Origin of the sequence: Pseudomonas sp. UBA2684 (genome assembly GCA_002354655.1) — a bacterium.
Classification (GTDB): domain Bacteria; phylum Pseudomonadota; class Gammaproteobacteria; order Pseudomonadales; family Pseudomonadaceae; genus Aquipseudomonas.
In genome coordinates this window covers 255,114-276,378 of record DELY01000044.1, presented here as the reverse complement: position 1 = coordinate 276,378, position 21,265 = coordinate 255,114, and the positions used below count along the sequence as shown (strand labels likewise).

Sequence of the window (21,265 nt, the reverse complement as noted above, 5' to 3'; positions counted from 1 at the left end):
TCGTCGAGCGCCCATCACGACTGAAAACAAAAACAAGAAGGTGGATTACATGAATGGCATGAGCAAACAAGATCGATGGTGGCTTACCCGGGGCGCCATGACGTTCCTGGCGCTAAGCGGGACGGGGCATGCGATGGGCGCCACCATCGAGATGGCCAACCCGGATATGCGCCTGCGTTGGGACAACACCGTTCGCTACAACCTGGGCATGCGCACGGAGGGGCAGGACAGCCGCATCATGCGTAGCCCCACCTACGACGAGTCCGACGGCAAGTTCGACAAAGGCGATATCGTCACCAATCGCCTCGACCTGCTGAGTGAAATCGACTTTTCCTACCGCCGGGAGTGGGGCGCCCGGCTCAGCGCGGCGGCCTGGTACGACCATGCCTACCGCGATGATCAGGTGCACAGTGCTGTCCCCGGCTATGCCACCAGCTACCACGACAATCGCTACAGTTCGCAAGTGAAGCGCTATGTGCACGGGCCTTCCGGCGAGATTCTGGACGCCTTCGTCTGGCGCAACTTCAGGCTCGGCGAGTCGTTGGTCAACCTGAAGGTGGGGCGCCATACCAACTACTGGGGCGAAGGGCTGTTGTTTGGCAGCCATGCCATTTCCTACTCTCAGGCTCCTACCGATGGGGTCAAGGCGGTGACCAGTCCGGGTATCGAAACCAAGGAGGTGTTCCTGCCTATCGGCCAGGTATCCGCCAAGGCGCAGGTCAGCGAGAGCCTGACGCTCGCTGGGCAGTATTTCTACGAGTGGGATTACACCCGGATTCCCTATGGCGGTACCTACTTCGGTGCGGCGGACCCGTTCTTCGAGGGGCCGGACCGTCTGCCGCTGGCGCCCAACGGTGCAACCTTTCAGCGTGGCTCCTCTCGCCTGGGTCGCGATGCCGCCAACTTTGGCCTGATGGCCAAATACGACGCCCAGGCCATCGAGTCGACCATTGGCCTGTACTACCGCCAGTTCGACGATTACCAACCCTGGCTGGCGCCACAGGTCAACCCGTTGGAAGGCAGTTACCGACTGGTCTACCCGCGTAACGTCAAGCTGGTAGGGCTGAGCTTCTCGCGCATGCTCGATACGGTGTCGGTCGCCGGCGAGCTGTCCTACCGCAAGGGCGGTGCGCTGAATGCCGTGGGCGTGGATCTGCAAGACCACGAAGGGCCGCGCGGCGACTCGATCCATGCCGTGGCCAACGCCATTTATGGGGTGCCTCGCAACTTCATCTCCAATAGCGCCACGCTGCTGGCCGAAGTTGCCTACAGCCACCTGCGCAAGGTCACCGACCACGAAGAACTGTATCTGGGCGAAGGCAGCGCCAACTGCATTGACCCACGCGTTGGTACGCCTGGCTCGGGCGACAAGTCGGACGGCTGCTCGACACGCGACTACCTGGCTGTGGCGCTCAATTACACCCCGCAATACCTGTCGGTGTTGCCGTCCTGGGACATGAGCGTGCCGCTGACCGTCAACTACGGCCTGCATGGCAATGCGGCCACGGCCGGTGGCGGCAACGAGGGTGCGTTGACTTGGTCGGCGGGGGTTCAGCTCACCTATGCGCAGCGTTTCGAGTTCGGTCTGCGTTACGCCGATAGCCGCGCCCAGTCCAAGACCCTGAATGATGGCAGCGTCGGTGGTAACGGAGCGGTGGGTGGCACCGACCGTGGCTGGCTGGCACTCACCTTCAAGACCTCCATCTAACAAATCCAATAACGGAGCCTTCCGATGAGAAATCAAATAGCCCTGGCGTTCGCTTTGATGGGGTTTGCCACATGCAGCCAGGCAGCGGTCAGCGCCGATGAGGCGCAGGAGCTTGGCAAGAGCCTGACGCTCTTCGGTGCCGTGCAGGCCGGCAATGCCGATGGCAGCATTCCGCCCTACGAGGGTGGGCTGCGCACCATCCCGGCTGGACACAAACCCGACAGCGGTTTCTGGGTCGACCCCTTCAAGGATGAGAAACCGCTGTTTCGCATCGACTCAAGCAATGTCGAGCAATACGCCGACAAACTCAGCGCAGGGCAGAAGGCCCTGCTGAAGAAGCATCCGGACAGCTGGTACATGGATATCTACCCGAGCCACCGGACTACGGCCTATCCCCAGGATATTTTGCAGGCGACGGTGCGTAATGCCACCGGCTGCAGCATGCTCAAGGATGGCTTGGCGGTCGATCCCACCTGCCGTGGCGGCTTGCCGTTCCCGATCCCGAAGAATGGCAACGAAGTGATCTGGAACCAGCAGCTGCGTTACAAGATCGGCCCTGGCTTCTCCACCACGAGCTCGTCCAACAGCTGGGTAGTGGACAGCAATGGCAGTGTGACCAAGGCCGCCGAATCCACCACCTTCGAGGAAATGCCGTACTACCAGGTCGGCCAGGCCGACCGCGATCCGGCGATGTACGCACGGGTATGGGCCATGGATACCTACCCCGCGCGTAGCGCCGGGCAACTGATCATCCTCGCCGATTACCTCGACCCGCAGAGCAAACCGCGCCTTGCCTGGAGCTACACCCCCGGCATGCGCCGCATCAAGCTGGCACCTGAGTTCGCCTACGACACCCCGGTGCCGAACCAGGGCGGGGTGAACCTGTTCGACGAGCTACAGATGTTCTCCGGTAGCCAGGACCGTTTCGATTACAAACTGGTCGGCAAGAAGGAAATGTACATTCCCTACAACGCCTACAAGTTCTACTTCGAGTGCGGGCAGGAGGAGCAATTTCTCAAGCACCACGCTAACCCGGTGTGCGAGCGTTGGGAGTTGCATCGCGTATGGGAGGTCGAGGCCACGCTCAAGTCTGGCAAGCGCCATGTCTACAGCAAACGGACCTACTACCTCGATGAAGATACCTTCGGCATCGGCCTGTACGACGCTTGGGATCAGAGCGGCGCGCTGTATCGCTCGCTGTTTCTCAGCGGGGTGCAGATCTACGACAAGACCATCCCCTACAACGTCAAGAACGTCAGCTATGACTTTAACAAAGGCATGTACGCGTTGGTCAACGACGCCCTGAAGGGTGGCTACCGATTCCATGACAAGCCGCACTCGGAGCGCGACATGAGCCCCGAATCGATTGTGTCCCTGGAAACGCAACGTTGATGCGCGTGTAGCAGGCCGCTGTTAGCCCAGTGCTCCGCTCCATGAGTTTTACGGCCCTTACGGGCCGTTTTTTTTGACGGCTTTTAACTCGGTTCAGTTAGCGCAGCGGCTGCCAGGTGAGTGGTTCGCCGTAGGCGCGTTTCAGCCCAAACGCTGGCGACGGAACTCTTCGGGGGTCAGGCCGACTGTTTTGTGGAAGGCCGCGGTAAAGGCCGCGGCATTCTGGAAGCCTGCCCCATACGCCACCTGCTTGATCAGCAGGCGCTGGTCGGCGAGCAAAGCCATGGCTTTCTCCACGCGCGCCTGGGCGACATAGCCACGCAGGGTCTTGCCAGTGGTGTTCTTGAAGTAGAGCGACAGCTTCCTTACCGGTAAGGCACAAACATTCGCCAGGCGGTTCAGGGAAAGGTCTTCCTCGGGGCCGGCTTCCACCAGCTCGTACACCAGCTTTAGCTGTCTGGCGCTAAGTTTGCCAACGACTTCGCTGACCTCCTGGGGGCCGAGAAACTCTCGCCGTAGATCCAAAGCGATGCTGGTCAACAGGCATTCGGTATGCAGCTCGCTGGCGAATCCCGGCGCAGCGACTTCTTCTGCCAGCCGCAGCAACGATGCCTGGAGGTAGAGGCTCTGCAGGTTGAGCATGCTTTCGTTGGCGCGTTCTTCCCAGTTCCAGCGATAAGCCGACAGTGCTCCCAGTGCCGTGGGGTCGAACAGGCAGATGAGTGCTTTCTGTTGGCAGACGCCATGCTTGAGATGAAACTCGGTACCATGAGGAATGAACAACAGCGGGCCAAGTTGCTTGAAGTGGCGCATGCCCTGCCCGGAAAAACGTCCGAGGTTGTATGCGCTGTCGTCGCGGTTGACGTTGTCAGCGGGCAACAGCAGACGTATCAGGCAGCTGTTGCGGATTTCCACCACTGCGGTTCCGGAACAGGACCACCGAGCATGCTCGACACGAATGTCGAAGCCTTTCTTGGATAAAGAGGCTTCAGTCTGAAAGTCGCCGGAATGTTCGGAGGTGTACTCGCTATAGTTGATCGCGTTCATCTTCTACCTTCAGCCGTTCTTATTGTTGGTGCTGAAACTCGGACGGTCGCGAGACCGCTTTAGGGAGCCGGCCACGCCTTTTCCGTGGGGCGGGGATCCGCTCGAAAATTGAGTTTACTCAGCGGCTGCTCGCAGGTAGTTCACAAATACACGTCGCAGGTATTAGAAAAACAAATGGCTAAGGGCAAGGACATTTCGATGCGTCAGCTGCGCTACTTTGTGGCGGCTGCCGACGCGGGGCAGTTTTCCCAGGCGGCACTCAAGGTGCACGTCTCGCAATCGGCGATTACCGCAGCGGTCTTACAGCTCGAACAGGCGCTGGGGGTCAGCCTGTTCGAGCGTTTGCCGTATGGCGTTGCGTTGACCGCTGAAGGCAATAAGTTTGCCCAGCATGCCCGGCATATTCTCGACACGTTGCAGGATGCACTCAGCGAACCGTTGTTCCTCGGCCACTCGATGCAAGGTGTGGTAAGGGTTGGCGCGTCTTATACGGTACTCGGTTATTTCTTGCCCGCCTTGCTGGCACGCTTCAAACGCAGTTACCCGCAGGTGGAAATCGACCTGCTCGACATGGACCGCGCGAGCATCGAGGCGGCTGTCGCGGGCGGTAGCCTGGACATGGGCTTGGCCATCGTCTCCAACACCCACAACCTGCAGCGTTTCGAACACCATGTGTTGATCCGCTCGCGGCGACAACTGTGGCTGGCGAGCCAGCATCCGCTTATTTCGGCGTCTGCGATCACCCTCGCCGACGTTGCCCAGCACGCGTACATCATGCCGACGGTGGACGAGGGCGAGGAGTCGGCATTGCGTTATTGGCGTACACAAGGCTTGGCGCCGGATGTGGCCTTTCGCACCTCCTCGATGGAGGCGCTGCGTGGGCTGGTCGCCCATGGTTTTGGCGTGACCATTCTGTCGGACATGCTCTACCGAGCTTGGTCGCTGGAAGGCAAGAAGATCGAGAGCCGACCTTTGGCCGATGCCATTCCGCCGATGGAGCTGGGGTTGATCTGGTGCCCCGACGCGCAATTGACGGAGCCGGCCCAGGCGTTTCGCCAGTTCCTGATAATGGCGTGTGCATCCTGAGTACTAACGGGTGAGCATTGCGGCCCGCTTGCAGCAGGCCGCAATGTTTGGCCGGGCGGCGCTGCCGGCTTAAGGCGTCAGGTTCAATTCGGCGCTGATGGCCTGGCGCAGGCTGGGGGCATCGGCGGCGACGTCCGGAGCAAAACGCCCGACTACTTGTCCGTCACGGCTGATCAGGAACTTCTCGAAGTTCCACTGCACCGCCGGAGCTGGCTCGGCTTCGATGCCGTAGCCCTTGAGGCGTTCGCGCATCGGGCCGTCGCCGCTGGCCAACGGTAGCGTCTCGGTAAGCAGGCGGTACAGCGGATGCTGTGCAGCGCCGGTCACTGCGATCTTGGCGAACAGTGGGAACTGTACGTTGTAGTTGAGGTTGCAGAACGCTTGAATGTCCTCATTGCTACCTGGTTCCTGGCCGTGAAAGTCGTTCGCTGGAAAACCCAGAATTTCGAACCCCTGTTCACGCTTTTCTGCATACAGCGCTTCAAGGCCTTCGTATTGCGGGGTGAGCCCACATTTCGAGGCGACGTTGACGATCAACAGCACTTTGCCTTTGAAGTGCTCGAGCGTCAGGTGGTTGCCTCCAATCGACGTCAGCGGAATATCGAAGAGTTTCTGACTCATACGCTTGCTCCTGCGGGTAAGGGGCGCGGCCCTTGAACAGTCTGCCGGGATGGCACGTTTGGGGCCGCGACGGTCATTCCTGGTTGCTGTTGTTGCGCTCGCGCATAGTGGCGGCGAAATCGCGTTTCAGGGTCGGGAAGTAGGCGATTTGTCCGCCCATGCCGCCGGCGATATCGATGGAGGCGGCGCTGATGAAGCTGGCGTAGTCGCTGGCCAGGAACAGGGCCATGCCGGCAACGTCTTCCGGCTTGCCGTAGCGGCCAATCGGCACCACTTTCATGACCATGGCATCGAACTCTTCGCGGCTCACGCCCGGGCCCATCTCCTTGTAGTGGCGGTCCCACTGTCCGGTGTCGATCCAGCCCATGTTCAGGCTGTTGACCAAGATGTTGTCCTTGGCCAGGGACATGCCCAGCGAGCGCGACAGGGCGACGCAGGCGGCGCGGTTGATCACCGAGGGGATGCCGTCTGGGGTCGGAATAGTGCCCGCCAAGGCATTGATTTCGATGATCCGTCCCCAGTGTTGTTCACGCATGTAGGGCACCACCGCTTGGACAAAGCGGAAATGGCCCATTTGTAGAATATTCGCATGCTCCAGGATGTCCTCCGGCGTCAGCGTGTCCAGGTTGCCGCCCTTGCCCTGACCGGCATTGTTGACCAGCACATCCACGCCACCCCAGGCATCGGCGATCTCCTTGACGAAGGCGTTGACCGCTTGGCTGTCGGTCACATCCACCGCCCGGGCAATTACCGCCTGGGCGTTTGCCTGTAAGGCCTGGCCGGCGCTGATGACGGCTTCTTCGGTACGTGCGCAGATGGCGATCCGCGCACCTTCTGCCGCGAATGCCTGGGCTATGGCCCAGCCGATGCCGCGCGAAGCACCGGTGACAATGACGCGCTTGCCACTGAGATCAATGTTCATAGGTCCTCCTTCTGGGTGAGGGGGCAGAGCGTTCGTTCGGCTCTTCAATTCCACTGGCGTGGATAGCGCCAAGTGGGCTCGGTGCTAGGCTTATTAAAGCTTAAATCTCACCACGACTAAAGATGATATTGAACAAATATCAATAATGTGTTTATTTTGCTTTTCGCCATGCGCGGGCTCTGTATCCAGCGTCTTACCTGATATTCACCTGGATACAGGCGTTTCCTTTGAGACGCTTTTCGTATTAGGTGCGTGCTTATTCTCAATAAAGAATCTAAATCTGGATATGGAATTACAGGATTTTATCCGCTAAGGTGTGCTTCACGATGAGTGGAACGATTCCGTCGTAAGTGTTCAGGTGTAGAGCCATTCTGTGGAATACCCCAACGCAGTCGTGACCTGCTTTTCTGTCTTAAGTCGTTGAAAAATAAGAATAACGGAGCTGAGATGAAAATGATTAGAACGCTTAGCCATATCTCGATGCCACGCAGTGTGCTGGCGCTCGCGATCATGAGTTCTGCCGGAAGTGCTGCTGCCCTGCAGCTCGATGTTGGTAACCCCGACATTCGTGTGCGCTTGGACACTACCGTGCGCTACAACCTGGGCATGCGCATGGAGGATCAGGAGCAAAAGATCCTCAACAACCCGAACTTCGATGAATCAGATGGCAAGTTCGACAAGGGCGACATCGTCACCAACCGTCTGGACCTGCTGACCGAATTTGACGTTTCCTACAAGAATGATTTTGGTGGGCGTGTCAGTGCGGCGGGTTGGTACGACAACGCCTACGATGACACCTCGGTTGAAAGCAGCGTTCCAGGGTTTTCGACGAGCTATAACGGCAACCGATACAGCCGTGAGGTTGAGCGCTACGTCAATGGCCCGTCAGGCGAGATCCTCGATGCCTTCGTATGGAGCAACTTCAATCTGGGCGCCGCGCCGGTCAACCTGAAAGTCGGTCGCCATGCGTTGTTCTGGGGTGAGGGCTTGCTGTTCGGCGCGCATGCCGTGTCCTACTCGCAGGCACCTACCGATGCGGTGAAAGCGGTCACCAGCCCAGGTATCGAGACCAAAGAAGTGTTCCTGCCCATCGGCCAGGTCTCGGCCAAGGCGCAGGTCACCGATAACCTGTCGATTGCCGGTCAATACTTTTATGAGTGGGATAACACCCGCTTTCCATACGGTGGCACCTATTTCGGCGCTGCGGACCCGTTCTTCGAAGGTCCCGATCGTTTGGCCGCTGGTCCAGGTTTCGATCTTAACCATGCAACCTCCAAGCGGGGGCGCGATGGGCAGAACTGGGGCGTGATGGCCAAGCTGGACATTGAAGCGATCGAGGGCACGGTGGGTGCTTACTACCGTGAGTTCGACGATTACCAGGCCTGGCTGGCCCCGCAGGTGGATGTCGCGCAGCGCTCGTACCGCCTGGTTTACCCGCGTGACGTCAAGCTCTATGGCGTGAGTATTTCCAAGGCCATTGGCGGTGCTGCTGTCGGGATGGATCTGTCCTACCGCAAGGACGGCGCACTCAATGCTACAGGCGTCAGCCTGCTGGATGACGAAGGCCCGCGTGGTAACACCATTCACTTTGTCGCCAACGCTGTATACGGCGTGCCGCGTAACTTCATCGCCAATAACGCCACCCTGGTGGCCGAGTTTGCCTACAGCCGCCTGGATAAAGTGACCTCCCACGAGGAGCTGTACAAAGGTGAAGGTTCCGCCGCGTGCCGGGATGTACAAAACGCTGCATTAGTCGGGGATAAATCGGATGGTTGCTCGACCGATGATTACTACGCCGTTGCGGTGAACTACACCCCGCAATATGTAGAGATCCTGCCATCCTGGACCCTGGATGTGCCCTTGACCGTCAACTACGGCCTGGAGGGCAACGCGGCCACTGCCGGCGGCGGCAGCGAAGGGGCTCTGTCCTGGTCGGTTGGTGCCAAGATGACCTACCGCCAGCAGCATGAATTCAGCCTGCGTTATGCCGATACCTCGGCACAGGAAAAGAACTCGCGCAACGCTAACGGTGACCGGATGATCAACGGCAACGGTGCCGTAGGTGGCACCGATCGCGGTTGGCTGGCGTTCACGTACAAGACCTCCTTTTAATAATTCCAAGAACGGAGACTGGTTATGAAACTCCAACTCGCACTAACTATTGCCTTGAGTGGCTTGTCGGCCTGTGCGCTCGCTGCGGTGAGCCCCGAAGAAGCCGCCGAGCTGGGTAAGACCCTGACGCCCTGGGGCGCCATTCAAGCCGGCAACGCCGAAGGTACTATTCCTGCCTATGAAGGTGGTCTGCGTCAGGCGCCAGCAGGCTTCAAGCCGGACAGCGGCTTCTGGGTCGATCCCTTCAAAGATGAAAAGCCCTTGTTCCGTATCGACTCGAAGAACGTCGATCAATATGCCGACAAGCTGAGCGAAGGGCAGAAAACCCTGCTGAAAAAGTATCCGGAGTACTACCTGGATATTTACCCGAGTCACCGCACTGCTGCTTACCCCAAGGAAGTGGTCGATGCGACGTTACGCAATGCAACCGAGTGCGTTATCCAGAAGGATGGCCTGGCGGTCGATCCAGCCTGCCGCGGCGGTTTGCCATTCCCGATCCCAAAAACCGGTAATGAGGTGATCTGGAACCAGCAACTGCGCTACAAGATCGGTGCCGGTTACTCCACCACCTCGTCCTCCAACAGCTGGATCATCGATAGCAACGGTCAGGTGACCAAGGCGGCCGAGCAGGCCACCTTCGAGGAAACGCCTTACTACCAGGTGACGCAGGCCGATCGCGATCCCTTGATGTATGCCCGGGTGTTCTCGCGCAATGACTACCCGGCACGTCGCTCCGGTGAAGTGATCGTGTTGAGTGATTACCTCGATCCGCTGGCCAAGCCGCGTCGCTCCTTCAGCTACACGCCAGGACAGCGTCGGGTCAAACTGGCTCCTGAGTTCGCCTTCGATACCCCCGTTGCCAGCCAGGGCGGTGTAACGCTGTTCGACGAACTGCAGATGTTCTCCGGTAGCCAAGAGCGCTTCGATTACAAACTGGTAGGCCGTAAGGAGATGTACATCCCTAACAACGCCTACAAGTTCTACTTCGATTGCAAACAGGACGAGCAATTTCTGGCCAACCATGCCAATCCGCAATGCGAACGCTGGGAGTTGCACCGGGTCTGGGTCGTCGAAGCGACGCTCAAACCAGGCAAGCGTCACGTGTATGGCAAGCGTACCTACTACCTCGACGAGGACACCTTTGGGGTAGGCCTGTACGACGCCTGGGACAAGAACAATGCCTTGTATCGTTCGATGTTCCTCAGCGGTGTACAGATCTACGACAAAGACATTCCTTACAACGTGAAGAACGTCATCTATGACTTCAACAAGGGTATGTACGCCTTGGTCAACGATGGCCTGAAAGGTGGCTACAAGTTTGTCGACACGCCACTTTCCGAGCGCGAAATGAAGCCCGAGGCCATCGTCTCGCGGGTCACCCAGCGCTGATCACGTTACCGCGCCCGAGTACGAACCTGTTCTTACTCGGGCGCTGACGATAGGTTTTGCTAGCAGTAGGTAGGCATGCACTGACGCGCGACAGCGCGGCAGCCTAGTCCTGTGCGGTTGAGGATAAAAATAATGATTGGCGCCAACCTTGAGATGTTCTGCCTGTTGCGCAATCGCCAGCTGCTACGGCAGTTGTGCAGATCTCTGCTGTCGATCATCGTGATTTTTTCTACGCTACTGGTGGTGGCCGCCGACGCGGCGTCCTCTGCCGATATCGATTCTCTGGCCGAACCGGCGCAGCAGATCGATGCCCGACTGCCCGCACCGGTGATCGGTGTAGCGCGGGCGGGTAACGATCTGTTCAGCGTTGGTCCGCATGGCTTGATCTTGCGTTCTTCCGACAGCGGCAAGAGTTGGCTGCAGGTGCCAAGCCCGGTCGCCAGCGACCTGGTGCAGGTGCGCTTTCGCGATGCCCAGCACGGTTGGATTGTCGGCCATGATTCGCTGCTGCTGCACACCCGCGATGGCGGGCGCACTTGGGTGGTGCAACTGGACGGTCGCAGCCTGTTGACCTTGTTACGCGAGACTTATGGGCGGCGCGCCAGCAATGGTGATTCGACTGCGCAAGACATGCTCCAGGAAATCGACTTTGCGATGGGCACCTCGGCGAGTCCCGATGTTTTGGCGGCGCCTTTGCTCGATGTGCTGTTCGACGCCAATGGTCAGGGTTTCGTCGTCGGCGCCTTCGGCATGATCCTGCGTAGCACCGATGATGGCGCCACTTGGGAGCCCTGGATCGAGCGCACGGAAAACGACCGGCGCATGCACCTGTATGCCTTGGCCGAATACCAGGGGCGCTTCTTCGTCAGCGGTGAGCAAGGTTTGCTGATGCAGCTTGACCCGCAGTCACAGCGTTTTCTCATGCAGGAAACCCCTTATACCGGTACCTACTTCGGGGTACGCGCCTTCAGCGATCTGCTGCTGGTGCATGGCCTGCGCGGCAACCTGTTCGTCAGCCGTGACCAAGGCCAAGAGTGGGTGAAGGTGGAGACGGGGCTGAATGCCAGCTTGGTGAGCGCAGTCGAGCAAGACGGGCAATTGATTCTGGTTAGCCAGAGCGGCGAGATGATCGCCATCGATCGCGGCAATCTGCAGGTCACCCCGTTGCAAGCGGCCAATGCTGGAGAGGTCTATGCAGCCAGCGCAACCGACAAGGCCGGTAAGTTGGTCGTGACCCGTTTTTCCGGCGCCCAGGTCGTCGAGATCGCCCAGGCAAAATGACTTGCCGGCACGATTCTTCAGTGAGTGAGCAGAAATGGTAGAGCAAAAGTACAACAGCGGGATGCCAGTAATTCCGAACCTTCAGGACTTCGACAAGTCGTCCGGGGGGTTCCTCGAGCGGATTATTTTCAGTAACCGCATGCTGGTCGTCGTTGCCTGTCTGCTCGCTACGCTGGTGCTGGGTTTCTTCGCGACGCGGCTGCAGGTCAATGCCAGCTTCGAACGGATGATTCCGAGCTCCAGCCCCTATATCAAGAACTACCTGACCTACAAAGATCAGCTACCGGGCTTGGGCAACAGCATCCGTGTGGTGGTGCAGAACAAACAGGGCGACATCTACGACCCTGAGTACCTGCAAGCCTTGCAGGAGGTCAACGACAAGCTCTATCTGATTCCCGGCATCGACCGTTCCTGGATGAAGTCGTTGTGGATGCCGATTGTGCGCTGGAAGGAAGTTACCGAAGACGGTATCGATGGCGGTGCGGTCATGCCGTCCGACTACGATGGCAGCGCCGCCTCGGTCGACGCCCTGCGGCGCAATATCAATCGCGCGGGCATCGTCGGCAGCCTGGTGGCCAACGATGCGACCTCGAGCATGATCGTCGCGCCGCTGCTCGACAACAATCCACAGACGGGCGAACCGCTGAACTATGGCGAGTTCTCCACCCAGCTGGAAGAGCAGATACGCTCGTTGCAAAGCGACAAGATTGGCATTCATATCGTCGGCTTCAGCAAGCTCGTGGGAGATCTGATCGACGGCCTCTACGCCGTGATGATGTTCTTTGGCGCCTCGGTGGTGATTGCCGCGTTGTTCGTTTATTTCTATACCCGTTGCCTGCGCAGCACCCTGTTGCTGGTGAGTATCGCAGTAGCGGGCGTGGTCTGGCTGCTGGGGCTGATGCAACTGCTCGGCTATGAGCTGGACCCGTATTCGATTCTGGTGCCGTTTCTGATATTCGCCATCGGGGTTTCCCATGGCACGCAGAAGATGAATGGCATCCTCCAGGACATTGGCCGCGGCACCCACAAGTACATCGCGGCCCGCTACACCTTCCGGCGGCTGTTCCTCACCGGGCTCACCGCACTGTTGTGCAATATCGTTGGTTTCGCCGTGCTGGTGATTATCGACATTCCGGTGATCCGCGATCTGGCCATTACCACCAGCATCGGCGTGGCGGTATTGATCTTTACCAAACTGCTGCTGATCCCGGTCGCCCTGTCCTATATCGGTGTGAGCGAGAAGGCCGCGCGGATCGCCATCGAGAAGGACCGCGCCGGCGAGCAGAATCGCGGCTTGCTGGGGCATGTCTGGCACGGTCTTGATCGCTTCACCGAGCGCCGCTGGGCAACTGTGGTGATCGGCTTGTCGGTCGTCGTCACGGTGGTTTGCAGCGTGGTCATGCTCGACCTCAAAATCGGCGATCTCGATCCTGGTGCGCCTGAGTTGCGTCCCGATTCGCGCTACAACCGCGACAGTGCTTACATCACCGAACATTACGGTCTGTCCAGCGACCAGTTCGTGGTCATCATGAAGACCAACGAGGACAGCTGCCGCCTCTATCAGTCTCTGCAAACCATGGATCGCCTGGCCTGGCGCCTGCGCCAGACCGAGGGCGTGCAGACCACCAGCTCGCTGGCTGAAACCGTGCGTTTCGTGACCTCGGGGATGGCCGAGGGCAGTGCCAAGTGGTTGACCATCAGCCGCGACCAGGCGATTACCAACTCGTCGGTGGATGCGGCGATGATCTCGTCGCCGGGCATCACCAATCAGAAGTGCTCGGTCACGCCGCTGATCGCCTATCTGGCGGATCACAAGGCCGACACTCTGACCCGCGTATTGCAGGTCGCGGAAACGTTCGCCGCCGAGCACAACAGCGCCGCCGATGCCGAACAACCGCTTGAGTTTCTCTTGGCTGCCGGTAATGCCGGGATTGAAGCCGCCACCAACATCGAAGTGGAGAAGGGCATCGTCACCATGTACCTCGCGGTGTATGGCGCCACTGCGTTGCTCTGTTTGCTGACCTTCCGCAGTTGGCGCGCCACCGTGGTCGCGCTGATTCCGCTGATCATGACCACGATTATCTGCAAGGCGTTGATGGTCTGGCTGGGTATCGGCCTCAAGGTGGCAACCCTGCCGGTGATTGCCGTGGGTGTGGGTGTGGGTGTGGATTACGCGCTCTATCTGCTCAGCGTGCAGCTCGCGGTGCAGGAGCGCGGCGGCACGCTGGCCGTCGCCTACCGCCGCTCGTTGGACTTCACCGGCCGCGTGGTGGCGCTGATCGGTCTGACCATGGCAGCCGGGGTCGTTACCTGGGCCTGGTCACCGATCAAGTTCCAGGCCGATATGGGCATCCTGCTGACCTTCATGTTCCTCTGGAACATGCTCGGCGCGTTGATCCTCATCCCGGCGCTGTCGCATTTCCTGCTCAACCCGAAGACCACCGTCATGGCTGCCGAGACCCTCGGCACAGACGAGCCGCGGCCCTCGTGCAAGCAGGCCGACAGCAACACCCAGGCGATTTCTGCTCATTGACCGAGTCCGCCGCACAGACGGCGGGCTCCACTGACTTATCGGCCAAGGCTAGCGCCCTGGCCAGCTATTGGAGGGAGAGTGCTATGTTTGAATTGTTGATGAGTGCCGACATGATGGTTCCGGACCCCGATGGGATGACGGAAAAGCTGGTGGACAAGCTCGGCATTTACAAGCACGAGCGCTGGCGTCAGGCGTTCGACAATCACCCATACATCGCGCACTTCCTGCGCGTACACAAGTCGCTGGCCGTTGCGCCGACGCGCATCGAGCCGCAATGGCACCTTGATCTGCCCAATCCGGGCGACCCGCTGTTTCATGACTTTCTGGAAAGTCTGAAGGACTTCCAGGGCCATCACCGGCCGATGCTCACCCACTCCATCGTCCTGGCGCTGCATGGCGACAAGTTCGATGCCCTGGTGGACAAGTTGATGCGCCGTCGGCTGCCGTTCCGCATGGCTCAGCGCACCCCGGAAATGCCATTCGACCGCCTCTGGCTCGGGGCGACCCCGGAGCAGCCGTTCTACCAGCCTACGGTCGATGGCGGCCTGTGCATCGAAATCATGCCCACCGAGCCGCTGCAGATGCCGGCGGAAACCTACGCCCTGCCGCCGGCTCAACCGCGTGACCTGAAGCCCGGTGACATGGTGCGGGTGACCGCTCGCGGGTTCCTGGTGCGCGACCTCGATGAAACCCTGCGCAAGGTCTCCTGCAACCTCGACTGGGAGCCTAGCGGCCCGGTGGAAAACATCCGCAGCGAAGGCTATCGCCGTGCGCGCATGGGCTTCACGGTGGCCAACAGCGCGACCTTGGACGTGCTCGAAGCAACGTACTGGAACACCGATGCGGGTCACTATCTGAACAATTGGGGGCCGGGTCCTTACTACATCCGCATCGGCGTTAACGATCTGGCGGCCAAGGCCGAAGATCTGCGCGCGCGAGGGACGGCGTTCGAGTGGCTCGAGTCGTCCGAAGCTGTCGGCGGCCGTTCGCTGATCAAGGTCGATCCAAAAGAACTGGATGGTCAGGTCTTTGAATTCGAGGAGTGCCCGGTATGAGCGCCGATGCTGGCCAACAGTTGCCGTTGGTGATTAACGAAGCTGTACGCGTCGAGCGCGACGGGGCGCTTGGTTGGGTAGTGTTGACCCGCCCTGGGCAAATCAATGCGATCAACGATCAAATCCGCCAGGGTGTACCCGAGGCGTTGGCGCTGCTGGAAAAAGATCCAGGCGTACGGGTCATCGTCATCCGTGGCGAAGGCCCGCGCGGCTTCTGCGCGGGCGCGGACATCAAGGAGCGCCGCGGCGTCGAATCGTCCTTGCAGGTGCGCCAACGCATGGAAGGCGCCCGCTGGATCGAAGCATTGGATCAGATCAGCAAGCCGATCATTGCCGCGATTCACGGTTACTGCATGGGCGGCGGTTTGGAGCTGGCCTTGGCGTGCGATATCCGTTTCTCCTCGCCAGACGCGATTTATGCGTTGCCGGAAACCGGCCTTGGCCTGATTCCGGGCGGTGGTGGCACGCAGCGTCTGTGCCGCGTGGTCGCCGCTGGGCGGGCACTGGACATGCTGCTGTCCGGTGACCGAATGAATGCCGAAGAAGCCCGGCATATCGGTCTGGTAAGCCGTTTGGCCAGCGACAGCGCGAGCTTGCAGGCCGAAGTCACCGAGCTTGCCCGGCGCATCGCCAGCAAGCCGCCGATGGCCTCGGCCTATGTCAAAAAAGCTGCCCGCGCAGCCCTGGAATTGGACTTGAAAAGTGGCCTTGATCTTGAGTTGAATCTGTTCGCCTTGCTCGCCACCACTCAGGATGTGAAGGAAGCTGCGACAGCCTTCAGTGAGAAACGCGCCCCGCGCTTCACCGGCGAATGACGCGCGCCCGCGCAGATATTGAATAGGAAGATCCGATATGACAGCAGGAAAACTCGACGGTCGCGTCGCCATTATCACCGGCTCCGGTGGCGGTCTGGGCGCTGAATGCGCGCGTGTGCTGGCCTCCCATGGGGCGCAGATTGCGGTCGTGGATATCAACGGCGATGCCGCGCAACAGGTTGCCGAGTCGATTGTGGCACAGGGTGGGCAGGCCATCGGCGTATGCACCGATGTGTCATCCGAGGCTTCGGTCAAGGCCATGGTTGCGACGGTGGTCGAGCGTTTCGGCCGCCTCGATATCCTGCACAACAACGCGGCTGTACTGGATGTAGGGCAACGCCAGCGTGACCGCGACATCTGCAACCTGGATATGGACGCGTGGGATCGGGCCATTGCGGTAAACCTGCGCGGTGCTGTGCTGTGCTGCAAGTACGGCATTCCCGAGATGCTCAAACAGGGCAAAGGCTCGGTGATCTTCGCCACCTCCGGGCTCGGCGTGCAAGGCGATCTTTCCCTGACTGGCTATGCCACCTCGAAGGCGGCGCTGATCATGTTGCCGCGTTTGGTCGCCGCACAGTACGGCAAGCAGGGCATCCGCGCGAACGCCGTGCAAATCGGCCTGGCGCCGGCGGAAAACGCCCACGACTCCATGCCGCCGCAATTGCTGGATATTCTGCGCGATAACCACATGACCCCGGAATTGGGAACGCCCCGCGAGATCGCCAACGTCGTGGCCTTCCTGGCCTGCGATGAGTCGTCGTTCGTCACCGGCAGCACCCTGGTGGCGGATGGCGGCTTCAGCAGCCACACCCCCTCGTTGGTGGCGATGCGCGAGTTCTTCCAGAAGTCGGGCCGGGGCGGAATGTAATACCGTTGTGTCGAGTCAGCAGCCGGTCTGCTAAGGCCCGGCTGCTTGCTGCGTTTTACCCCGGATTGGGTGTAAGGCTGATGCTTGAGACGATGAAGTCGACCGAGTACTGTCGCCACATTTGCATGCCCTGCGCGGAGCGCGTATCGACACCGATCAACACCGACATGGAGTAGTGGTTGGTAAAGCCGCCCGAGGTGAGCAGCGCGGCGGTTGCGAGAAACAGCCGCGGATCGGCTACGACTTTGAACTCACCGCTTTGCGCGCCGCGTTGCAGAATACGGTCGAATTTTTCGGCGAGTGCCGGCGTCAAGTCGGCAAACATATTGCGTGGCGTGTCGTGGGCGTCGTGGTAACGAATACCTTCAAGGGCCAGTGCACCGAGAAAGGGATCTTTCATATATTGGTCGAAGCAATAGTTGAGTATCTCGCGCAGGGCCAGGGTCGGCGCTAAGTGTTCAACTTCCAGGGCGATCAACTCGGCCATTATGCGGTGCGAGGATTCATCCAACACGGCACTGAACAGCCGCTCTTTCGAACCGTAGTAGTGATAAACCAGTTGTTTGGTGACTCCGGCTTCGCGGGCAATTTCTTCGATGCGTGCGCCACTCAGCCCTTTTGTCGAAAACTCTTGGCGAGCGACTTCCAGCAAACGGTTCAAGGTATTGCGCTTATTGGGTTCGGTGCGAACTGGGGACGTATTCATTTTATTGTTGTTCCGTCTGCTTTGCGCCGGCGGCGAGGTCGATGTTTTATCGACAGGCAGATTACCACGTCGACTCTTTGTGTCGCCGTTTGCCCAGCCGCGAGATGGACACAGCAATGTGTCTTCATAAGTCGTTACAGCGAGCCCGCTACTAAATCGATGGGGGAGTGATTATGGATCTGCGAATTGCTGGCCGTAAGGCGATTGTCTGCGCGTCATCTCGTGGCCTGGGCAAGGCCTGCGCGCTGGCCCTGGCGCAAGAAGGCTGCGAGGTGCTGATCAATGGCCGTGACGCCGAACAACTGGCCCTGACCGCCGCCGAGATCATGGCCGTGACCGGACGCCAGCCGCAGGTGGTGGTAGCCGATGTCGGTAGTGAGGCTGGACGTGCCGCCCTGCTGGCTGCCTGCCCGCAACCGGACATTCTGATTACCAACAATGGCGGGCCGGCGCCGGGACGTATCGAGGAGTGGGACCATGCCGCCTGGCTGGCGGCCGTGGAGGCCAACATGCTCTCGGCAATTCTGTTGATCCAGGCCGTGGTCGGCGGCATGCGCGCTCGGCGCTTCGGGCGGATCGTCAATATCACCTCGGCCATGGTCAAGTCGCCGCGTCTGCCGCTGGGCCTTTCCACCGCCGCACGGGCAGGGCTGACGGCCTTTTCCAAGGCGCTGGCCAACGAAGTCGTGCGCGACAATGTCACCCTGAATAACCTGCTGCCTGAACGCATCGAAACTGATCGCTTGCAGTTCATGAGCGCGCAATTGGCCAAGCACAAGGGCTGCAGTTTGGACGAGGCGCGCGCGGAAATGCTGCGACCGATTCCGGCCCGGCGTTTCGGCACGGCCGAGGAGTTTGCCGCCGCCTGCGCGTTTTTCTGTTCGGCCCAGGCCAGCTATATCACCGGGCAGAATCTGCAAGTGGATGGCGGCAGCTATGCCGGGCTGATCTAGCCGTATCGCGGCGGTCGGTCAGGCCGCGCAACGGCTTTTCCAGTCGCTGGGTGGGATTTCTGTCGCGGCGAAATCCAACTCCACTTCCACGCCGTTGGGGTCGTTGCAGAACAGTTGCCAGGTGCGGGTTTCGCCCGGTGCGCGAATGATGCGAAAGGCGATGCCATGCTCATCCAGGCGATCCAGGGTGCTCGCCAGTCCCTCGGCGCGAAAAGCCATGTGATCGAGAACCCCGCGACGGGGCTCGGGCATGCGCGCGACAGCCACCACATGCAGAACCGGATGCGGCCCGACGTACAGCCAGTAACCGGCAATGGGAAAGGGCGGGCGCGGTCCTTGCTGCAAGCCAAGTATCTCGACATAGAACTGCCGCGTGCTCTGCAGCTGATCGGTGACGATGGTGAAGTGGTCCATGCGCGTAATCATGGTGTTTCCTTGAGTGAGGCTAATTCGGCACTTCGAGTGTTGCGCCGAGTCGCGCTGATAGTGCGTTGGCGCCATCCTACAAATACATGTTGCAGCGCCCCCAGCTTTCGTTTGACTCAAGGTCAAACGGATGCGCTGCTGCTCTGGCAGTTAATTCGTTAGGGTAACTACTCGGCAATCGCGGCGTACGGCGTTGCGATTTCTCGATAAGACTAATAACGGAGATCGGCCTCATGAACCTTCAACGAACTGTCTCAAGTTACCTCGCGGTCATCGCCTTGATTGCGGTCGCTGTGGCCGATGCCCAGGCGCAGGCAAACGCATAGTGGCCAGCGCATGCCTCACACCCAACGCGTGAACCTGCTGCACGCGGCGTTAACGCCGGGCGCGGACACGGGTGATTGCCGAACTGAGTCCTTTCCCGACGCGTGCCGGTCAGCGCATGCAGTGAGCACGAGGCGACCCCGCCCAGCCGACGTAGATGGGCCTCGCGCAAACGATTAACTACCGCTGGTTCATCCCCACGGATGGCGTGACGCAGGTTTTAGTTGCGCCGCCGTTCGTTTGCGGGTGGATGAGCAGATACGTACCGGCCTACCGGCGCGTCACGCAAATTACTGACGTTGTGCCGGCCGGCCATGGAGACTTGAGATGACCTTGAGTAACACAGAGTTCGATGTCCTGATTGTGGGGGGCGGGCACAATGGCCTGACCACCGGCTGCTACCTGGCCGCCGAGGGCAACAAGGTGATGGTGTTGGAGGCGCTGGGCAAAGTCGGCGGCATGGCGTCCTCCGGCTACTTGATCCCCGAGGCGCCCGAGCACCTGGTGCACCCGTGTGCATTGGACATGATGTCGATGCGCGTGCACGCCCATGTCCCCGTTGAACTGGAGCTGGATCGCCACGGTTTTCAGGCGGTCGAGTACTCGCCTGGTTACGTCTACCTGCACCCGGACGGTACCTCGGTGGTGTTCTGGCGCGACGCCAACCGCACCGCCGAGGAAATCCGCCGCTACAGCCCGCGCGATGCCGATGCTTACCTGGCGTTCGTCAAGGTGTTGGATGCCTTTATCGACATGGCGCTGCCGATGATGCGAGCCGATCCGGCCAAGTTCAATTTGGGCACCAAGCTCAAGGTCTTGGGCACGGTGTTGCGCAACCGCAAGCTCAAGCCGGAACTGATGGCACTGATGACCGGTTCGGCCTACCAGGCGGCGCTGGAGCGTTTCGAGCATCCGGTGACTATCTCCGCCATGTGTGCGCTGACCGGGCTGGCCGGGGTGATTACTGCCGACGGCAGCGGCATCTACTACGCCCTGGTGGCCTTCCTCCATCGCTTTGGTGTGGGCCGGGTGATCGGCGGCATGCAAAAGCTCAGTGACGCGCTACGTTCGCGTTTCGAGGAGTTGGGCGGTGCGGTGATGACCTCGGCGTCGGTGACCGAAATCGTCGCAGTGGACGGCAAGGTACGCGGCGTGCGTCTGGCGGACGGCCAAGAATTCCATGCCCGTGTGGTGGTCGCCAGCTGCCATCCCAAGGTGGCGCTGGAGATGGTCACGCCGGGTGCGATCGAGCAGCAACTGCTGACCCGTGTGGCGATGGCGCCGGCCAATGCGCATGGCGCCGGACCGGTGAAGCTCGACCTGGCCCTGAACGGACAGATCTCGGTGTCGCGCTTCGAGGCTGCGCGCGGCGATGGTGTCGACTTGCGCAAGGCTTGCCTGTTGATCGGTACCGCCGAAGCGGTGCTGGAGAACTTCGCCGCCAGTGCGCGCGGTGAGGTGCCACGCTTGCCTTACATCACCTTTGCCGCGCCCAGCGCCGTCGACCCGTCACAGGCGCCGAGTGGTCAGGACGTGCTGTACGTCTACCCGCCGGCGATGCCGGTCAATCCTGCCGAAGGCTGGGACGCGCTGCGCGAGCGGGTTGCGGATCAGTTGATCAGCCAGATCAGCGAGTACATCGAGGGCGTCAATGAACACACCATCATTGGCCGCCGTCTCGAAGCCGCACCGGACTTCACCGCGCGACTGAATACGGTGAATGGCTGCGTCGTACACATCGACACCACCACCCTGCGCTCCAGCAGCATGCGCCCGGCCCATGGTCTGGGCGGCGATACCCTGCCGGTCGAGGGCCTCTACTTCGGCAGTGCCGGCATCCACCCCGGTGGTGGAGTCAACGGCATGGCGGGGCGCCTGGCTGCCCAGCGGGTTAAGCGTTACCTGGGTAAGCGCGCGAGCGACCGCATAGCGGCACCGGCAGGTGCCAGCCAGCAGCCTGTTGGCCAGACCACGCCTGGGGCGTGAGTACGACCGTTCAGCTATTGGGCTGGCCGCAGCGGCCAGCC

The 21,265-nt window shown here is 60.2% G+C and carries 17 protein-coding genes; 12 read left to right on the top strand and 5 right to left on the bottom strand.

All coding sequences use genetic code 11. The features are described from left to right. Nucleotides 1-49: 49 nt before the first annotated feature. Nucleotides 50-1,708: a DUF1302 domain-containing protein gene (locus B3M58_RS15845; RefSeq protein ID WP_296220522.1), complete on the top strand. Its 1,659-nt coding sequence runs from the start codon at nt 50-52 to the stop codon at nt 1,706-1,708. 24 nt (nt 1,709-1,732) lie between these two features. Continuing rightward, nucleotides 1,733-3,100 carry a DUF1329 domain-containing protein gene (locus B3M58_RS15840; RefSeq protein ID WP_296220520.1) on the top strand — a complete coding sequence of 456 codons (1,368 nt, stop codon included), beginning with the start codon at nt 1,733-1,735 and terminating at the stop codon, nt 3,098-3,100. 141 nt (nt 3,101-3,241) lie between these two features. On the opposite strand, the gene B3M58_RS15835 is transcribed toward B3M58_RS15840, so the two are convergent. Further along, a complete protein-coding gene (locus tag B3M58_RS15835) occupies nt 3,242-4,147 on the bottom strand; it encodes a helix-turn-helix domain-containing protein (RefSeq protein ID WP_296220519.1) in 906 nt (301 codons plus the stop codon). A 174-nt stretch (nt 4,148-4,321) separates the two neighbouring features. Between B3M58_RS15835 and B3M58_RS15830 the strand changes: the two genes are divergently transcribed. Then, nucleotides 4,322-5,233, top strand: coding sequence for a LysR substrate-binding domain-containing protein (locus tag B3M58_RS15830; RefSeq protein WP_296220517.1), 912 nt, complete (start codon nt 4,322-4,324; stop codon nt 5,231-5,233). Nucleotides 5,234-5,302: 69 nt separating this feature from the next. On the opposite strand, the gene B3M58_RS15825 is transcribed toward B3M58_RS15830, so the two are convergent. Continuing rightward, a complete protein-coding gene (locus tag B3M58_RS15825) occupies nt 5,303-5,854 on the bottom strand; it encodes a glutathione peroxidase (protein ID WP_296220516.1) in 552 nt (183 codons plus the stop codon). Between the two features lie 73 nt (nt 5,855-5,927). Continuing rightward, nucleotides 5,928-6,776: an SDR family oxidoreductase gene (locus B3M58_RS15820; RefSeq protein ID WP_296220514.1), complete on the bottom strand. Its 849-nt coding sequence runs from the start codon at nt 6,774-6,776 to the stop codon at nt 5,928-5,930. 447 nt (nt 6,777-7,223) lie between these two features. Between B3M58_RS15820 and B3M58_RS15815 the strand changes: the two genes are divergently transcribed. The 7 genes from B3M58_RS15815 to B3M58_RS15785 all read left to right on the top strand — a co-directional run bounded on the left by B3M58_RS15815 (nt 7,224) and on the right by B3M58_RS15785 (nt 16,829). After that, a complete protein-coding gene (locus tag B3M58_RS15815) occupies nt 7,224-8,888 on the top strand; it encodes a DUF1302 domain-containing protein (protein WP_296220512.1) in 1,665 nt (554 codons plus the stop codon). A 24-nt stretch (nt 8,889-8,912) separates the two neighbouring features. Then, complete coding sequence (locus B3M58_RS15810; RefSeq protein ID WP_296220511.1) at nt 8,913-10,277, top strand: DUF1329 domain-containing protein; 1,365 nt, start codon at nt 8,913-8,915, stop codon at nt 10,275-10,277. A gap of 132 nt (nt 10,278-10,409) precedes the next feature. After that, a complete protein-coding gene (locus B3M58_RS15805) occupies nt 10,410-11,558 on the top strand; it encodes a WD40/YVTN/BNR-like repeat-containing protein (RefSeq protein WP_296220509.1) in 1,149 nt (382 codons plus the stop codon). Nucleotides 11,559-11,592: 34 nt separating this feature from the next. Further along, nucleotides 11,593-14,091: an efflux RND transporter permease subunit gene (locus tag B3M58_RS15800; protein ID WP_296220507.1), complete on the top strand. Its 2,499-nt coding sequence runs from the start codon at nt 11,593-11,595 to the stop codon at nt 14,089-14,091. A gap of 83 nt (nt 14,092-14,174) precedes the next feature. Beyond that, nucleotides 14,175-15,146, top strand: coding sequence for a lactoylglutathione lyase (locus B3M58_RS15795; RefSeq protein WP_296220505.1), 972 nt, complete (start codon nt 14,175-14,177; stop codon nt 15,144-15,146). After that, a complete protein-coding gene (locus tag B3M58_RS15790) occupies nt 15,143-15,961 on the top strand; it encodes an enoyl-CoA hydratase/isomerase family protein (protein WP_296220504.1) in 819 nt (272 codons plus the stop codon). Before B3M58_RS15795 ends, B3M58_RS15790 begins: the two co-directional genes overlap by 4 nt. 37 nt (nt 15,962-15,998) lie before the next feature. Next, a complete protein-coding gene (locus B3M58_RS15785; protein WP_296220502.1) occupies nt 15,999-16,829 on the top strand; it encodes an SDR family NAD(P)-dependent oxidoreductase in 831 nt (276 codons plus the stop codon). Between the two features lie 55 nt (nt 16,830-16,884). Here the strand turns inward: B3M58_RS15785 and B3M58_RS15780 are convergent, their stop codons facing one another. Beyond that, nucleotides 16,885-17,535 carry a TetR/AcrR family transcriptional regulator gene (locus tag B3M58_RS15780; protein ID WP_296220501.1) on the bottom strand — a complete coding sequence of 217 codons (651 nt, stop codon included), beginning with the start codon at nt 17,533-17,535 and terminating at the stop codon, nt 16,885-16,887. 173 nt (nt 17,536-17,708) lie between these two features. Between B3M58_RS15780 and B3M58_RS15775 the strand changes: the two genes are divergently transcribed. Next, on the top strand, nt 17,709-18,488 hold the full coding sequence (locus B3M58_RS15775; RefSeq protein ID WP_296220499.1) for an SDR family oxidoreductase: 780 nt from the start codon (nt 17,709-17,711) through the stop codon (nt 18,486-18,488). Between the two features lie 18 nt (nt 18,489-18,506). On the opposite strand, the gene B3M58_RS15770 is transcribed toward B3M58_RS15775, so the two are convergent. Next, nucleotides 18,507-18,914 carry a VOC family protein gene (locus tag B3M58_RS15770; RefSeq protein ID WP_296220497.1) on the bottom strand — a complete coding sequence of 136 codons (408 nt, stop codon included), beginning with the start codon at nt 18,912-18,914 and terminating at the stop codon, nt 18,507-18,509. Between the two features lie 651 nt (nt 18,915-19,565). Here B3M58_RS15770 and B3M58_RS15765 point away from each other — a divergent pair. After that, the gene (locus B3M58_RS15765; RefSeq protein WP_296220495.1) at nt 19,566-21,224 is read left to right on the top strand and encodes a phytoene desaturase family protein; all 1,659 of its coding nucleotides are present in this window, start codon (nt 19,566-19,568) and stop codon (nt 21,222-21,224) included. The last annotated feature ends 41 nt before the right edge of the window (nt 21,225-21,265 follow it).

Excerpts from the sequence above, each read along its gene's own strand:
- B3M58_RS15845 (WP_296220522.1), top strand. The coding sequence starts at position 50 with ATGAATGGCATGAGCAAACAAGATCGATGGTGGCTTACCCGGGGCGCC.
- B3M58_RS15840 (WP_296220520.1), top strand. The coding sequence starts at position 1,733 with ATGAGAAATCAAATAGCCCTGGCGTTCGCTTTGATGGGGTTTGCCACA.
- B3M58_RS15835 (WP_296220519.1), bottom strand. The coding sequence starts at position 4,147 with ATGAACGCGATCAACTATAGCGAGTACACCTCCGAACATTCCGGCGAC.
- B3M58_RS15830 (WP_296220517.1), top strand. The coding sequence starts at position 4,322 with ATGGCTAAGGGCAAGGACATTTCGATGCGTCAGCTGCGCTACTTTGTG.
- B3M58_RS15825 (WP_296220516.1), bottom strand. The coding sequence starts at position 5,854 with ATGAGTCAGAAACTCTTCGATATTCCGCTGACGTCGATTGGAGGCAAC.
- B3M58_RS15820 (WP_296220514.1), bottom strand. The coding sequence starts at position 6,776 with ATGAACATTGATCTCAGTGGCAAGCGCGTCATTGTCACCGGTGCTTCG.
- B3M58_RS15815 (WP_296220512.1), top strand. The coding sequence starts at position 7,224 with ATGAAAATGATTAGAACGCTTAGCCATATCTCGATGCCACGCAGTGTG.
- B3M58_RS15810 (WP_296220511.1), top strand. The coding sequence starts at position 8,913 with ATGAAACTCCAACTCGCACTAACTATTGCCTTGAGTGGCTTGTCGGCC.
- B3M58_RS15805 (WP_296220509.1), top strand. The coding sequence starts at position 10,410 with ATGATTGGCGCCAACCTTGAGATGTTCTGCCTGTTGCGCAATCGCCAG.
- B3M58_RS15800 (WP_296220507.1), top strand. The coding sequence starts at position 11,593 with ATGGTAGAGCAAAAGTACAACAGCGGGATGCCAGTAATTCCGAACCTT.
- B3M58_RS15795 (WP_296220505.1), top strand. The coding sequence starts at position 14,175 with ATGTTTGAATTGTTGATGAGTGCCGACATGATGGTTCCGGACCCCGAT.
- B3M58_RS15790 (WP_296220504.1), top strand. The coding sequence starts at position 15,143 with ATGAGCGCCGATGCTGGCCAACAGTTGCCGTTGGTGATTAACGAAGCT.
- B3M58_RS15785 (WP_296220502.1), top strand. The coding sequence starts at position 15,999 with ATGACAGCAGGAAAACTCGACGGTCGCGTCGCCATTATCACCGGCTCC.
- B3M58_RS15780 (WP_296220501.1), bottom strand. The coding sequence starts at position 17,535 with ATGAATACGTCCCCAGTTCGCACCGAACCCAATAAGCGCAATACCTTG.
- B3M58_RS15775 (WP_296220499.1), top strand. The coding sequence starts at position 17,709 with ATGGATCTGCGAATTGCTGGCCGTAAGGCGATTGTCTGCGCGTCATCT.
- B3M58_RS15770 (WP_296220497.1), bottom strand. The coding sequence starts at position 18,914 with ATGATTACGCGCATGGACCACTTCACCATCGTCACCGATCAGCTGCAG.
- B3M58_RS15765 (WP_296220495.1), top strand. The coding sequence starts at position 19,566 with ATGACCTTGAGTAACACAGAGTTCGATGTCCTGATTGTGGGGGGCGGG.